Here is a 14797-nt window from a genome sequence, read left to right on the forward strand (position 1 = left end):
GCCCCATGCCCCATGCCCCATGCCCCATAACTAATTTATCAATCTTTAGGAGGAAATATAATTTTCTGATTACCTTCACTAGTTTTAATTACCTTTCCTCCTAACACCTCGATTTCTCTAATTGCTCGTTTCCGTGTTTTCTCATCAACTGGATTATTAAAAACCATTGCCCAGGTAGAAATTTGAGCGTATTTACTGTTAGGATTTCGCTTCAAGAATTCAGCAGTTCTTTGGGAATTAGTAGCTATTAATTGACTCTCTGTATCAGAGAATTTACTAGCCCAGTTTGCCGCTGTTGCAAACGATTGCTGAGCCGCTTGAGCATTTCCTAAAAACAATAATTCATCAATTCCTTTATAACGCCACACATAATAAGACCTTTGGGGAACCCAAGGAGATAGTGATTTTAAACCTTTCTCCGTTAATGCGATCGCTCTTTCTGGCATACCAGCATACATTGAAGTACTCATCGAAAGACTTAGATAAGATTTTAAAAATCGTGGATCTCGCTTTAAAATTACTTCAAAATATTCTGGACTAAGACTGTAACCAGTTTGAGCACGAACCTCATCATCACCGAAATATTGTAAAAAATTAAGATATACCCAATCTGCGATTAAATTATCATAACCAAAACTGGGCATTTTATTGAGTAATTTTAGCCGCAGAGCTTCTGATTTAATATCTTTTTCTAGAGTTTCTAAAGAGACGTTTTGTTGGTTAGTTAGCAATTTTTGTAGTCGGGAGAATTGAATCAAACCGACTCCTATGAAACACAAACAGATTACAAAAGGTGTGGTAATAGCTTTACTAAATAACAACATGTTTTTTACCTTTATCCGTATAATCAAACTATTGTATACAATATTACTTTCAATAGCTTTGTCGGGAATCTATTAAGACAAGTGCTTTTTAAGTACATACTGTAAACTTTTGTAAAAAGCTTGTAACGTTTGATCTATGTTGCTGTGACGGAAATTCACCAGCTTGACTTCAATACCTATTGCTTCCCTGATTGGAGTAGAAAATAGTAAACGAGCAACTTGAGTAAGTATACAAAAATTTAGGCTAGCTTTATTTTCTCTTGTCTGCATCAGCTCTTATAGAGCCTAATTGCACTGAGTTTTAAAAATACTTCTTAATCATTAAGTTGTTTAAACTTTACTTACTTTTATCAAGTAAAGTCAGTATAACTTTCAACATCATCTAAAATAATATTTTGTTCTTAATTCAAACCTATCACCTTTAAAATCTCATGGTAAATACTGTTAGGGAAAACACGGAAAGCAATGGTCAAGGTAGCGAAAGCAAGGAATATAATGGCCAAGTTAGCAAGGCAAGCCTTAAATTTAAAGAGAAACTCAACGATAAAAAAGGATTTAATCTTGAAGACGTTATTGACGCTATCAAGATAGCCATAGTTGATGTTATTGAATTAGACATTACTACTTGGGTTCCAGAATCATCTAATCAGTTAGACCACGAACCACAAAATGAGCCAGAAATAGCCAAGCCAGGTAATCGTATGTATACGGTTATTAACCTAATTGATGGCACTATAACAAATGAAGTTGGTAGTCAATTTATTGGTACTGGCCCCTACACAGAACTTCGTGAATTTCATTTAAGTCAAGTGAAAGAAAGCCGGGATATCATTCAGAAAAATATAGAAAGTGTACGGAAGTTGTACGAAATTCTTACAGAAGTTCTTAAATCTCGTAAAAGTTCACAACAACCTACACTTAATAAATCTTAAGTCCTTTTTAGTTAATTAAATTTCAATTAAACTACCTACAGCAACAGCAATTTAGCTATAGGTTAGTTTGTTTGGGTATCCAACATCAAATGCAACGCTACAGCCAGATTAGTTTAAAAATTAAAAGCGTATCACTATGGTTGATAAAGTTAATAAAACTCAAGCTCAAGCTCAAGAATTATTAGACAATTTAGTGAAGTCTGTACGGACACTACTCGATGACATCACAGCCTTAGAAGTGAATACAATGGTTGTAGATCAGATTACTGGCGCCAAGTTTAATGCTTGGAAGACATATCAAGAAATTTACTCCATAAATGACAAAGACTATTTTGATATAAAAAACATTCCAGAAGAAGGTTCTCAAGGTCAAGACTTACGTAAGCGTTATAAAAGTCTCTTTGAACAACTTGAAAGAGAATATTTTTACATTCTCATCGATAACTATCTTAACAAGGATTCAAAGTTTTATAATCCGCAGGATGACAGAGTAAGAAGATATCAGGAACGCCTGGAATATTTGAAGACGACTAAAGGGAAGATGGTTGAAAGTGATGAGAAATATATACAGTTAGCTGAGCCGATACTTCCGGCTCCGTCTCCTGTTGTGGATAAAAAAGATAAGAATAATAAATCTTCAGATGAAACAGAGAAAATTAATCAAGAAAATTGGATAAAAAATTGTACAGAAATTCGTAAACTCTTTAGTCATGATGAATTTCTCCGCAGCCTTCGGAAAATTTCTGAACTTAAAGCTGCACTTGATAGTGGTGATGTTACAAGCACCAACATCGATCTTATTTATGCCCAAACAGTCATGCAGTTAGACGGAGATATTATCAGCCGTTATCATAAACAACTCTTTGAGGAAGACGAAGAAACAAAAGATTTAATCATTCAAATACATAAAGAAGGAGTAGTTGCTGGAGAGAAACAGTGGCGTGGAACATTAGATTTTCTAATTAATTTGATAAAGGGTATCGCCAATATAGCTCGATAATGAACGTCAATAGCACACATCTAGATAATCAAGTTAATGTTATACTTTCTTCTTTTTTACAAATTGCTCAAGGTACTTCTTTTGAGCTAAAAATTGAACAAGCACAATATAGTTTTTACTTAAATGAGACAGTTGTAGAACAGATTCAGCTAGCACAAAAAATGGGTTCTTCTTTGTATGTTCCGCCAAGTTTGCTAGTTCCTCTTTGGTACTGTGCTATCTTCAGCAACCATGCTGTTGATGTGCGTGGGAGGGAACCCGAAATTGTCAGAAAACACGTTAGAACTTTTGATGTTATTTTTATACTCAATCTTCTAAAATTATTTTTGAGTAAATCTCTACAAGATAAAACAACCCTACAGTGTGGACTCACGTTTAATTCTTACTACAAAACAGCTACATCACCTTTAATCGATTATAAAGACCAAGATATTGTTTTGCAAAGCACCATTATTCTTAATGGTGATATATTGCATAAAATTCGGCGAGATTTTCTCCAAAATTCTAACTGCTCGGTAATTATCTCTGCTCATTATTGGCTCACTGAACAATTACTAAATTACTTTCGCAATAACTTAAGTTTACTAACTTGGGAGCTAGCTTCGCTCTTTCCAGCGGGTTTTTTAGCCTGGAAATTACATTTAGTAAAACAAGTTGGAGTTTCGTTATCAATATTTGCCTGGTTAGGAATATTTATAGTATTTGTTATTATCCGCTACTTGCTTGTTAATCAACTTCAAAAATGGACTTCCATTAACTCTAAATATCTAAATTGGCTGGTATGGGGAATCACTTGTCTCACGCCTAGTATTTTTCTGAATTATACTGATTTATTATTGTTGCTTTTTTTGTTACTTCTGGGGCCTTTATTGGAACGTATTTTTAGCTTTATCCTGTCGCAAGTTGGTAAACGTATTATACGTTGGCTACTGTATTCATAAGTATTTTTAACAGGTTGCGGCGTTCCTCTCCCTGGGTACTGAGGATTGGGAAAACATTCCCAAATATGTTTGGGATTAAAGCCTCTTCCATAATTTTTCATTTGAATACCACTACCCTAATCCCCAGTTTCTTTTACACAATTTTTTTGAATGACAATACCCTTATAGGACTTACCCTTTCAAGGTGATTCGTAAAATAAGATTGTTTTTTCTCAGCGTTCTGTGTCTTGAAAAGTTCAGAGCGCTGGTTTCCGGCGCTCCGACTTTTCGCTGTGCCTGTGCGGTTAAAAGTAATTTATCTAACCCCAGAGGCGCAGAGAACACAGAGGTAAGAAATAAAAAGGGGATTTTTGGAGCCATATTTTTACCCACCTTGAAAGGGCTTGTCCTACCTTAGTATTGTTAGGCTTTTTATTTTTTTAAAAGTTGCCAGCATTGCTGAGCGATCGCCCAATCTTCTTGAGTATGAATTACTAATACTCGTACCGCTGAGTCAGAGGTAGCAATATCCTCATCAACAGGCTGCTGCTGATTTTTCTCAGGATCTAGTTTCAGTCCCAAAAATCCAAAGGCTTCACAGGCGGCTTGGCGAATTCCCGCAGAGTGTTCACCTACACCAGCAGTGAATACCAAAGCATCTAATCCCCCAAGACTGGCGAGCATTGCACCGATACCAGCCCGCAAGCGATGTACGTAGATATCCCAGGCCAATTGAGCGCGGTAGTTACCTTGAGCGATCGCCTCAATTACTTGGGGCAAATCACTAGATACCCCCGAAATTCCTCGTAGACCAGAAGCTTTATTTAGAACATAATCTAGTCTTTCGGCTGAGTAATTAGATTGCCGTAATAGGTGAATTAAAATCCCCGGATCAAGAGAACCAGAACGACTACCCATCATCAATCCATCCAAGGGCGTAAAGCCCATAGTAGTATCAATACTGCGACCGTTTTTAATCGCTGCCAAAGAGCAGCCGTTGCCTAGATGACAGGTAATGATCCGCAGAGATGCTAAATCTCGACCGAGTATATGGGCAGCACGTTGAGAACAGTATTGGTGACTAATGCCATGAAACCCGTAGCGACGGATACCTTGCTCTATCCACTCATAAGGGCCGGGATAGATTGCTGCTGCCTCCGGTAAAGTAGCATGAAATCCGGTATCAAATACTGCTATTTGGGTTACATTTTCCAAGCTTTTCTCAATGGCTTCTATGCCTTCTAAAGCGGCTGGATTATGTGCTGGAGCTAGATTAGAAAGACGAGCGATCGCCTTTTTGACATCCTCCGTAATTACCACACTATGTCGGTAATCTTGTCCGCCATGCACCACGCGATGCCCTACTACATCGATTTCTGACAACTGACCGATCACTTTGGTAGCACCGCGACTGAGAGTATAGAGCATATAGGCAACATGTGCCTGTCGAGAATCGCCATAAATTGATTCTTGCAGCGTTTCACCCGTCGCCGTCTTCACCTCAATTTCTGCCACACCCCGATCTTGAGTCCAGTTGACTTTTCCTTGCCAAAGAGGCTGGAGTGCTTGGTTAGGGAGAGCTTCATCTGTAATTTCATACAGACAGCTTTTTTGACTGCTTGATCCGGCATTCAATATGAGTACTTTCATACTTTTGCATCACTTACGTTTGTGAACTCTGAACTACATAATCGCTAATTTCAAGTAATTAATAAATTTATTACCAATAGTCTAGGAAAAGCAAAAACGTGAAAGGTTTCAAGAAGCTATCCTCAATCGTATTGCTACTATTAGCCTTTACCTATCCGCCTACTTTGGCTCAAGCCAAGGATAGTAGTCTGAATAATGTTCATAGTGAGCATCATGAGTCAGAAACAAATTTAGTTGAGGGTACAACTGGCGAGCTTTTACTAACTCAACGACGGACTAGACGACATTACTATAGACAGCGGAATCGACAACATTACTATGGAAGGCGGCGGAATCGACGACATTCTTATCGAAGAAGTCATCGTTCTGGACAATACTATCGTCATGGACAATGGGAACTTATGCGCGATCGTCATGGAAGATTAATGTATGAGTGGCAGCGATTTTAATGATTGATGCTTAACTCAATCTCATTTCTCCGTGTCCTGTGTCTTGGAAAGTGACGCTCCTGCTGCGCTAACTGATGCCTACGGCGGTACTCCTTTTATACGGGATGCTCCGCAAACGGAGAACCCGCAGTGTAGCCGCCGCACCTTGCGGGATCTTGCTACAGAGTTTTGTGCGTGTCCTCTGTGGCAAGCTCCGTGAACGCGTCTACGTTCTTCGGTTCTTGTGCGTAAGTCCTGAGCGATTTCTAAAGTTAGTATCACTGTGCATTAAAAATATGCTTTATGGCAGTTGTCAATTGTCTGTAATATACCTTAGCTAGTTTGCTCATCATTTACCTTCTATAGGATTCCTATTTGATTTTTGAAAGAACTGCGTACACCTCTAACTCCCTTTTTTCCCATTTCCCATTCCCTATCCCCTATCCCCCATTCCCTGTCTCTACAAGTCAGTTCACGAATCAAATCGGATTACTATATGTGTTAATTGATATAAGAATTTTTAATTGTTTTGCTGATAAAACTGCTGTGCTATTGATCAAAAAATACAAGCTGTAATATCGAGGCTAACCCTGTATTCATAGACTATGTTATCAAAATTATTTGTTTTAAAGATGCTCAAAAAATGCAGGTTTTTATACAAAGATATTGGACTATCAACTGATAATTACACAGAGGTTTTTATGATCCATAACACCTCAATTAATGTAAAAAAAAAGTGTCTGATCTGTAATTCTTTGATTTAAAGGTATTTAATGAACTTATTACTTAAGTTTGAGTAGAAGCAAAAACATGAAAGGTTTCAGGAAGCTGTCTTCAATCGTGATCTTGCTATTTGCCTTCGCGTATCCGCCTTCATTAGCTGAAGCAAAAGATACTTCTGTGAGCAATGATCTCAATGAACAGAGTAATGTGGCAGAAACTAACTTAGTTGGAGGTAACACTGAAGAAGTTTTAATTACTCAAAGGCGTAATGGACGACGAGTTTATAGAGGCTCACGATATAGACGACGAGTTTATAGACGTTCCCGGTACAGGCGATCGCAGTATAGACGACCAGTTTATAGGCGCTCGCAGTATAAACGCTCGCAGTACAGGCGATCGCAGTATAGACGACCAGTTTATATAAGACTAAATTGATGACATTTGAGGCAAGCACAAATAGCTAGTAGTTAGTGGTTGTTCCACTAACCACCAACTAATGATGAGCGTCATCTAGCCCTAATGGCTTACTACTACCTCTCCTTCAAGGCGAGCCAGTCTTTCTGCAAGAAGTTTTTCTAGATCTTCCAGCGCCTTGGTAAACCCTTTAATACCCTCTGCTAGTTTGTCAGATGCCATGCGATCAGTAGTGTGCATCTTGTCAAAAGTAGCCTTGTCGATGGATATTTTTTGAATTTGCAAGTTTGTTACCTTGGCGGGGTCGAGTTTGCGTGGTAGTTCGCCAATGGTTGCTTGTAATTCAGCCAACAGCGATGGAGAAATGGTTAGCAAGTCACAACCTGCGAGTTCGGTAATTTCGCCAATGTTGCGGAAGCTAGCTCCCATAACTTCGGTTTGATAACCGAATTTCTTGTAATAGTTGTAGATTGTGGTGACAGACAATACCCCTGGATCTTCGGCTGCTGGGTAACTATCGCGTCCGGTATCTTTCTTGTACCAGTCGAGAATCCGCCCAACGAAGGGAGAAATCAGAGTAATGCCAGCTTCTGCACAGGCGATCGCTTGGTGGAGGCCAAACAATAAGGTAAGGTTGCAGTGAATACCTTCTTTTTCGAGAACTTCCGCAGCGCGAATGCCTTCCCAGGTGGAGGCAATTTTAATGAGTACGCGATCGCGGGAAACTCCAGCTGCTTTATATTGAGCAATTAACTCCCTTGCCTTGGTAAGGGTAGCTTCTGTATCGTAGGACAAGCGAGCATCTACTTCTGTAGACACCCTACCGGGGATAATTTGCAAAATCTTCAGTCCAAAGGCAACAGCCAAACGGTCAAAAGCTAGAGAAACCACCTGTGCTTGGGTGGCTCCAGTTCCAGCATCTTTCTTTGCCTGGAGTAAAGTTTGATCGACAATTTCCTGATATTCTGGCATCTGTGCCGCAGCAGTAATCAGAGAAGGATTGGTAGTAGCATCTTGGGGTTTGAACTTTTCAATCGCTTGGATATCCCCCGTATCTGCGACCACAACAGTCATTTTCCGCAATTGTTCTAGTAAACTCTTAGGCATAAATACTCCTTGATTTTGATTTGTTTAGGACTTACTAATTTCCCTCTTGTTCACACTTTTTGCTGTTCCTTCAATTCTGATTCTGGCAATTTTTCTTAAACATTGCCCAAGTTGGCTTGCTATCTTAAGCCTCGGTCTTATTCTAGGTGCGTTATGCCGAAATTGGCTGTCCAATGGAATGCACTTTGATTAAGCTAGTTGTTCCTGCTTTACCAATTGGGACACCAGAAGTAATCACTACCTTATCACCCTTGTTCGCTAAACCCATGTCTACAACGGTGTTCACCACATTCGTAAACATCTCTTCTGCATTGTGGACTGGTGGGATCAGCAAAGGTTCTACACCCCAGGAAAGCGCTAGTTGGCGGTAAGCAGTAACGTCAGGAGTTAGGGCAATGATAGGCGTACTCGGACGATATTTAGAAACCAGTCTCGCTGTACTTCCTGATGAAGTGTTACAAAGAATTGCTCGTGAGCCTGTTTCGTAGGCGATGCGACATACTGCTTCTGCCACAGATTCGGTAACGCTGAGACTACCTGCTTCATGACACCAGGAATGTTTACCACCTTCATCTAAGGCCTGTTCTGTCCGCACAGCGATATTATGCATTGTCTGGACGGCAGCGATGGGATATTGTCCCACAGCAGTCTCACCAGAGAGCATTACCGCATCTGTACCATCCAAAATGGAGTTGGCAACATCTGTTGCTTCGGCGCGGGTAGGGTCTGGGGCGCTAATCATCGACTCCAGCATTTGCGTGGCTGTAATCACCGGTTTGCCAGCACGATTGCAACGACGAATTATGTCTTTTTGAATCAGGGGTACTTCGTGAATTGGCATTTCTACCCCTAAATCGCCACGGGCAATCATAATGCCGTCGGCAACTTCTATGATCGCATCTAGCTGTTCTACCGCTTCTGCTCTTTCGATTTTGGCGATGACGCGAATGTTAGCACCCGCTGCTTCAATCATCCGCTGGGCAGGTTCTAAGTCTTGGGGCGATCGCACAAAGGATACTGCCACCCAGTCTACGCCCAACTGAATCCCAAAACGCAAATCTAGTAAGTCTTTTTCGGTGATCGAACTGACGGGTAAACGAGTTTCTGGCAGGTTTACCCCTTTACGGGTGGAAATTAACCCACCAATTTTCACCTGTGCCCGAATTCTATCAGCATCGCGATCGGTAACAATCAACTTGACACGACCATCATTAATCAAAATTTGTTCCCCCGGTCGCACCATTGCAAACAAAGTTGGCAACGGTAACGGTAGCTCATCAATACTCTCGCCTTTCTCTTGCAAAACAAAGGTAACTTCACTATCAGCTTCCACAGTTAGCCCATCAGGTGGCAAGGTTCCCAAGCGAATTTTGGGGCCACACAAGTCTTGCATGATGGCGATCGGTTTTTGTTGCTCTTTGCTAATCTGTCTGAGGTGCTGAGCAGTTTGGGCGTGGAATTCATAAGCTCCGTGAGAAAAGTTCAGCCGTGCCATATTCATGCCAGCTTTTACTAATGCTTGTAGCTGCTCTGGTGCAGATGTAGCCGGCCCGACAGTACAAATAATTTTGGTTCGACGCATAGGGATTTAGGGATTTTAGGAATAACTTACGATGTGGATATCTCAAGCGATCGCCTAGGGCGCTTAGTTAATATGTGTTTCATATCACTGGTTTTCTAGGCGATATTGCGTATTTTTAATCCTGTTTGCAGGGTGTGTACCATTTAACCCAAATCCCAAAAGTCTCTGGTCAGTCGTTAGTTCTGAGTATTTATCTTTTTGCTTCTAAACGCCAGTTAGTTGCCTCAAGTCGGACGCCCACGGCACTGCCTCCTTTAAGCCGGGGAACCCACTCAGGCAACTGGCTTTTGTAGAGACGCGTAGACGCTCAAAGAGCATCTGCTCGTAAGAGTACGCGTCCCTACTGCTGACTAATCAAACCACAGCAACTGCATCAACGAGTCGTTCTTTTTGTGACATCGACAACATCAGATCAATCACGCGATTCGAGTAGCCCCATTCGTTGTCATACCAAGCAACCACCTTGAAGAAGTTGGAATTAAGTTCAATACCAGCGCCTGCATCGAAGATACTAGAATGGGTATCACCTTGAAAATCTGTGGATACTACCTCTTCATCAGTGTATCCCAGGATACCTGCCAACGAACCTGCGGCAGCTTCTTTCATCGCCGCGCAGATTTCCTGATAACTAGTGGCTTTGGCAGTTTTGAAAGTTAAATCAACTACAGAAACATCAGGAGTCGGAACTCGGAATGCCATACCTGTCAACTTACCCTTCAATTCTGGTAAAACCAGTGCTACGGCTTTAGCTGCGCCTGTGGAGGAGGGAATAATATTCTGGGCTGCACCTCGACCGCCCCGCCAGTCCTTTTTGCTAGGGCCATCAACGGTTGGCTGAGTAGCAGTCATAGCGTGGACTGTAGTCATTAACCCTTCAGTCAACCCAAAGTTATCATTGATGACCTTGGCTATGGGAGCCAAGCAATTTGTAGTACAGCTAGCATTGGAGACAATGATATCCTTGCTAGGGTCAAATAGGTGATGATTGACACCCATCAATAAAGTAGGAACCTTATCGGGATCTTTGGTAGGAGCAGAAATTACTACTCGTTTTGCACCAGCTTTGAGGTGATTTGTTGCCCCTTCTTGACCAGTGAATAGTCCCGTAGATTCCACAACATAATCTACACCCAATTGTCCCCAAGGCAACTCTGCTGGATTCCTTACCGATACGCAAGGGATAAAATGCCCATCAATAACGATACCGTCTTCTCTGGCTTCAACCTTGCTTTTCAACTTACCGTGGGTTGAATCGTATTTAAATAAATAAGCAAGGTTATCTGGTGGTACTAGGTCATTAATCCCCACAAACTCAATGTTAGGGTTGTCGATACCAGCACGAAGCACAAGTCGTCCAATACGACCAAATCCATTGATACCAACTTTCAATTTAGTCAAGATTAAACCTCCTATTGTGGGAAGTTGAACAAAAGGAGAAAGTCACAATAAATTGCCTTTTACTCTTTCCTTTATGATCCTGACAGTTTCAGCCAGCTAAGGCATATTTAATTGGCATCTTTTAAGGTTTGAGTCATAACTTAAAGAGGCTTTCGATTGAATAGACCACAAGCATAACGGCACAATATATTGTGCCCCTACTTTGTATCTAAAGGTGTCTCGTACTTGACTAACTGTAATTACTCAGACTGCGGCTACTACTTAATAGGTTAGTGGCTTTGAACTTTCAGGGTAATCGCAACTACTAGTAGTTTTAATATAGAAGTTTTACCTGTTGAGACTTTAAGTTATAGATTAGCAACAGATGTATCACTCAATCTGTAACAAAGCTATCAATTAGGAATTGCGTTAATTATGACTGCACTTTTCCTATCAACTATAATTGATACTTTTATATACACTCACTATGGCGATCGCCAGTCAACCCCAACTAACTTTAGACGACTTTCTCAAACTGCCGGAAACTGAGTCAGCATCAGAATTTATTAACGGAAAAAGCATTCAAAAACCAATGCCTCAAGGTGAACATGGTCTGATCCAGACAGTTCTATCTGAAGTGATTAACGGCGTAGCCAGAAATCAAAAAATTGCTATAGCTATCACAGAATTACGTTGCACCTTCGGCGGTGCTTCTATTGTCCCTGATATAGCTGTGTTTCGCTGGGATAGAATTCCTAAAACTTCATCTGGCAGAATTGCTAATCGCTTTGAGATTCATCCCGACTGGGCAATTGAGATTCTTTCTTCAGACCAAAAGTTAAAAAAAATGTTAAGTAAATTATTTCATTGTTCGCGCAATGGAACCGAACTAGGCTGGTTAATCAACCCAGAAGATGAAAGTGTACTGGGGGTGTTTCCTGGACAGCGAGTGGAATTATACGAAGGTGCTGATAAATTACCCTTACTTGAGGATATCGAGTTGGAACTGAAGGTTGAACAGGTTTTTGGCTGGCTGAGTTTGTCATAAACAGGACTTACGCAAGTGTCACAAAAATCTCAATTTTTTGTTTGTAGTGAGGACTTTAGTCCTCAAAATAAGGACTAAAGTCCTTACTACGAACTTAAAATAATATGCCAGTTGCGTAAGTCCTGATAAAAAAGCGATCGCTTTTTCTATTTGAAATCATCCTTTTTTATTAGTCTTTTGTTCTTATAAATGACCAAATACCCACCCAAATACATTTATAAATATTACGCCCGTTTTTGTGAGAAACTATCAGAAACTAGAGAATGTAATATTTATAATTTTACGCATTGTAAAGCAGCAAATCTTATAAATGCTTAAATAGTAATTATGGCAGTTGTGTGGTGAAAAAGTTTGGATTTATTAAGTCTATTGTAGAAACTAGATAGTGCAGCCCAAATTGGTGTATTGGCTCCGACAAAAAAATGTGTATGCCGTACTTTTATGGAAAATCAAATGAGTTTTATTGTCAAACTGCTTCTACTCTCAGCTTTGCTATCACTATTAATTAAGTATGCAACTCCAAGTTTAGTAATTCCGGCTACAGCAATCAACGCGCTAATTATAGTTTTATTGCCGCCAGTGATTATGGCGATCGCTTTATTATGGCGATTCCAAGCACACAAACAAAATTAACTCAAATCATCTAGACTGAAGTTGCTAAAATCAGCTAACCTAGCTGAATTGTCTGGAAATTGCATCTCGCCAATTATTGGGAGTCAGTCTTGTGAACCTTGGTCAATGGATCGGTTTAATCGCCATAGTTCTGTCTTTATACATCTTGTGGCAAATTCGGGAAGTGCTTTTGCTGATGTTTGCCGCAGTTGTATTAGCCACAACCTTAAATCGTCTAGCAAAACGGTTTCAACGCTCAGGGATGACGCGTGGATTCGCTGTACTCCTATCAGTGGCTATCTTTTTTGCTGGCGTCGTGGGTTTTTTCTGGCTGATTGTGCCACCTTTTGCACAGCAGTTCCAAGAACTAACGTATCGAGTCCCACAGGGGTTTGAGCGCTTTAATAATTGGCTGGACGCACTCAGAACTCGTATTCCTAATCAGTTGGTTCCCTATATCCCAGATATTAACAGCCTCATTCAACAAGCACAGCCCATTATCAATCGGGCGCTGGGAAACTCTTTCGCCTTTGTCTCTGGTTCATTAGAAGTCCTGCTCAAAGTTTTGCTAGTGCTGGTTTTAACCGGAATGATTTTAGCTGATCCTATAGCTTACCGGAAAGTATTTATACGTCTGTTTCCTTCGTTTTATCGTCGGCGGGTAGAAGGGATTTTAGATAAATGCGAAGTCTCTTTGGAGGGATGGATAACAGGCGCTTTTATTGCCATGAGTGTAGTGGCATTGATGAGCGTGGTTGGCTTATCAGTTTTGGGTGTAAAGGCAGCATTGGCTTTAGGAATTTTAGCAGGATTTTTGAACTTAATTCCTAACTTGGGGCCGACTTTAAGCGTAGTACCAGCAATGGCGATCGCATTGTTAGATAGTCCCTGGAAAGTCGTTGCTGTCTTGATTCTCTACTTGATTATTCAACAGGTTGAGAGCAATTTCATCACGCCCATCGTTATGGCGCATCAAGTTTCATTGCTACCAGCTGTGACTTTAATTGCCCAGCTATTTTTTGTTACTTTCTTTGGCTTTTTAGGATTATTTCTAGCGTTACCACTGACTGTTGTTGCCAAAATTTGGATGCAAGAAGTTTTAATTAAAGATGTTTTAGATGAATGGGGAAATAATCATCGAAAAGATACTGAGTTGGTGATCGTTTCTGAATCTCCCACATCTGATAAATTTACCAAAGTCAATGACCCTTGGGAGGCAGAAAGTTCCGTTAGTGATGATGAGTAGCAGATGGATGATATTCTTACCAGTCTGCGGTTCGTTAAAAAAATAACTTAAGAGTCCTAACCTTAGAGGTTGTTTGAAAATTCCTCGGCAAATAGAATTTGCTACTACACAACCAAAGTCCACCTCCGTATTTTCATAAAACTTTATTTATCGTCATCATTACCACACCATGTCATGACGCGTCGCCACACAATCCTAGGTCTTAGCGCTGTTGCACTGTCCTTAATACTCAAACGTTTATACAATCATGAAACTGAAGAAAAGCAAGCAGTAGAACCTGTAAAGCAACCTGAACAATCTCTGTCTACAAATGAACAGAGTTTAGCTTCAATCGATGCAACTGATATTCCTGCTACTAAAGCAGCGATTTGGTCTATTCTTCAGCAGGGAAAAGGCTACGTGGTGCTCATGCGTCATGCTTTAGCACCAGGAATTGGCGATCCACCTGATTTTCGACTAAATGATTGCTCTACACAAAGAAATCTATCGGATGAAGGTAAAAAACAGGCAATACGAACTGGAAAAGCATTTAAAAGTCGGAATATTCAAGTTTCTAGAGTTTTATCAAGCCAGTGGTGTCGCTGCTTAGAAACGGCAAAGCTAATGAATTTGGGTGCAGTTGAGCCTTTTTCAGCGCTGAATTCTTTTTTCCTCAATCACGCAACAGAATTTAAGCAAACTGCACAAGTGCGTCAATTTATTTTGAATAACCGTAACACTCCGGGTGTAATTGTGATGATCACCCACGAGGTTAATATTAGAGCGATCGCCAGTGATATTTACCCCGAATCTGGAGAATCAGTAGTGTTACGAGCTAATCAAAAAAACAAAATAGAGGTGGTTGGACAAATTAAAGCTATTTGACACTCCAGGAAATTGAGGGGATGCGGGGAAAATATTTCTCAAAATCTCCCTGCATCTCCCTGTGTCAGTT

15 protein-coding genes are annotated in these 14797 nt (G+C 40.5%); 10 read left to right on the plus strand and 5 right to left on the minus strand.

Going from position 1 to position 14797, the window contains the following annotated elements; all coding sequences use genetic code 11:
* Positions 1-38 precede the first annotated feature (38 nt).
* Positions 39-824: a hypothetical protein gene (locus IQ246_RS09085; protein WP_194002185.1), complete on the minus strand. Its 786-nt coding sequence runs from the start codon at positions 822-824 to the stop codon at positions 39-41.
* Between the two features lie 431 nt (positions 825-1255).
* Between IQ246_RS09085 and IQ246_RS09090 the strand changes: the two genes are divergently transcribed.
* The 3 genes from IQ246_RS09090 to IQ246_RS09100 all read left to right on the plus strand — a co-directional run bounded on the left by IQ246_RS09090 (position 1256) and on the right by IQ246_RS09100 (position 3697).
* Positions 1256-1756 (plus strand): hypothetical protein, encoded by a 501-nt coding sequence (locus tag IQ246_RS09090; protein ID WP_194002187.1) that lies wholly within the window; start codon positions 1256-1258, stop codon positions 1754-1756.
* Positions 1757-1892: 136 nt separating this feature from the next.
* Positions 1893-2756, plus strand: coding sequence for a hypothetical protein (locus IQ246_RS09095; RefSeq protein WP_194002189.1), 864 nt, complete (start codon positions 1893-1895; stop codon positions 2754-2756).
* Positions 2756-3697 (plus strand): hypothetical protein, encoded by a 942-nt coding sequence (locus IQ246_RS09100; protein WP_194002191.1) that lies wholly within the window; start codon positions 2756-2758, stop codon positions 3695-3697. Before IQ246_RS09095 ends, IQ246_RS09100 begins: the two co-directional genes overlap by 1 nt.
* A 411-nt stretch (positions 3698-4108) precedes the next feature.
* Here IQ246_RS09100 and IQ246_RS09105 read toward each other — a convergent pair whose 3' ends face one another.
* Complete coding sequence (locus IQ246_RS09105) at positions 4109-5326, minus strand: acetate kinase (protein ID WP_194002193.1); 1218 nt, start codon at positions 5324-5326, stop codon at positions 4109-4111.
* A 98-nt stretch (positions 5327-5424) separates the two neighbouring features.
* On the opposite strand from IQ246_RS09105, the gene IQ246_RS09110 reads away from it, so the two are divergent.
* The 3 genes from IQ246_RS09110 to IQ246_RS09120 all read left to right on the plus strand — a co-directional run bounded on the left by IQ246_RS09110 (position 5425) and on the right by IQ246_RS09120 (position 6901).
* Positions 5425-5775 (plus strand): hypothetical protein, encoded by a 351-nt coding sequence (locus IQ246_RS09110; RefSeq protein ID WP_194002195.1) that lies wholly within the window; start codon positions 5425-5427, stop codon positions 5773-5775.
* A 43-nt stretch (positions 5776-5818) separates the two neighbouring features.
* A complete protein-coding gene (locus IQ246_RS09115) occupies positions 5819-5974 on the plus strand; it encodes a hypothetical protein (RefSeq protein WP_194002197.1) in 156 nt (51 codons plus the stop codon).
* A 771-nt stretch (positions 5975-6745) separates the two neighbouring features.
* A complete protein-coding gene (locus IQ246_RS09120) occupies positions 6746-6901 on the plus strand; it encodes a hypothetical protein (protein WP_194002199.1) in 156 nt (51 codons plus the stop codon).
* A gap of 92 nt (positions 6902-6993) precedes the next feature.
* Here IQ246_RS09120 and IQ246_RS09125 read toward each other — a convergent pair whose 3' ends face one another.
* From IQ246_RS09125 to gap, 3 genes are all read right to left on the minus strand, one after another.
* Complete coding sequence (locus IQ246_RS09125) at positions 6994-7998, minus strand: transaldolase (protein ID WP_194002201.1); 1005 nt, start codon at positions 7996-7998, stop codon at positions 6994-6996.
* A gap of 151 nt (positions 7999-8149) precedes the next feature.
* On the minus strand, positions 8150-9580 hold the full coding sequence (pyk, locus tag IQ246_RS09130) for a pyruvate kinase (RefSeq protein WP_194002203.1): 1431 nt from the start codon (positions 9578-9580) through the stop codon (positions 8150-8152).
* A 354-nt stretch (positions 9581-9934) separates the two neighbouring features.
* Positions 9935-10978: a type I glyceraldehyde-3-phosphate dehydrogenase gene (gene gap, locus IQ246_RS09135; RefSeq protein ID WP_194002206.1), complete on the minus strand. Its 1044-nt coding sequence runs from the start codon at positions 10976-10978 to the stop codon at positions 9935-9937.
* A 466-nt stretch (positions 10979-11444) separates the two neighbouring features.
* Between gap and IQ246_RS09140 the strand changes: the two genes are divergently transcribed.
* The 4 genes from IQ246_RS09140 to IQ246_RS09155 all read left to right on the plus strand — a co-directional run bounded on the left by IQ246_RS09140 (position 11445) and on the right by IQ246_RS09155 (position 14727).
* Complete coding sequence (locus tag IQ246_RS09140; protein ID WP_194002208.1) at positions 11445-12005, plus strand: Uma2 family endonuclease; 561 nt, start codon at positions 11445-11447, stop codon at positions 12003-12005.
* A 441-nt stretch (positions 12006-12446) separates the two neighbouring features.
* Positions 12447-12638 (plus strand): hypothetical protein, encoded by a 192-nt coding sequence (locus IQ246_RS09145; protein ID WP_194002210.1) that lies wholly within the window; start codon positions 12447-12449, stop codon positions 12636-12638.
* 91 nt (positions 12639-12729) lie between these two features.
* Positions 12730-13863: an AI-2E family transporter gene (locus IQ246_RS09150; RefSeq protein WP_194002212.1), complete on the plus strand. Its 1134-nt coding sequence runs from the start codon at positions 12730-12732 to the stop codon at positions 13861-13863.
* A 174-nt stretch (positions 13864-14037) separates the two neighbouring features.
* Positions 14038-14727: a histidine phosphatase family protein gene (locus IQ246_RS09155; protein ID WP_194002214.1), complete on the plus strand. Its 690-nt coding sequence runs from the start codon at positions 14038-14040 to the stop codon at positions 14725-14727.
* Positions 14728-14797 lie beyond the last annotated feature (70 nt).

It is taken from the genome of aff. Roholtiella sp. LEGE 12411 (assembly GCF_015206995.1).
GTDB lineage: Bacteria > Cyanobacteriota > Cyanobacteriia > Cyanobacteriales > Nostocaceae > Komarekiella.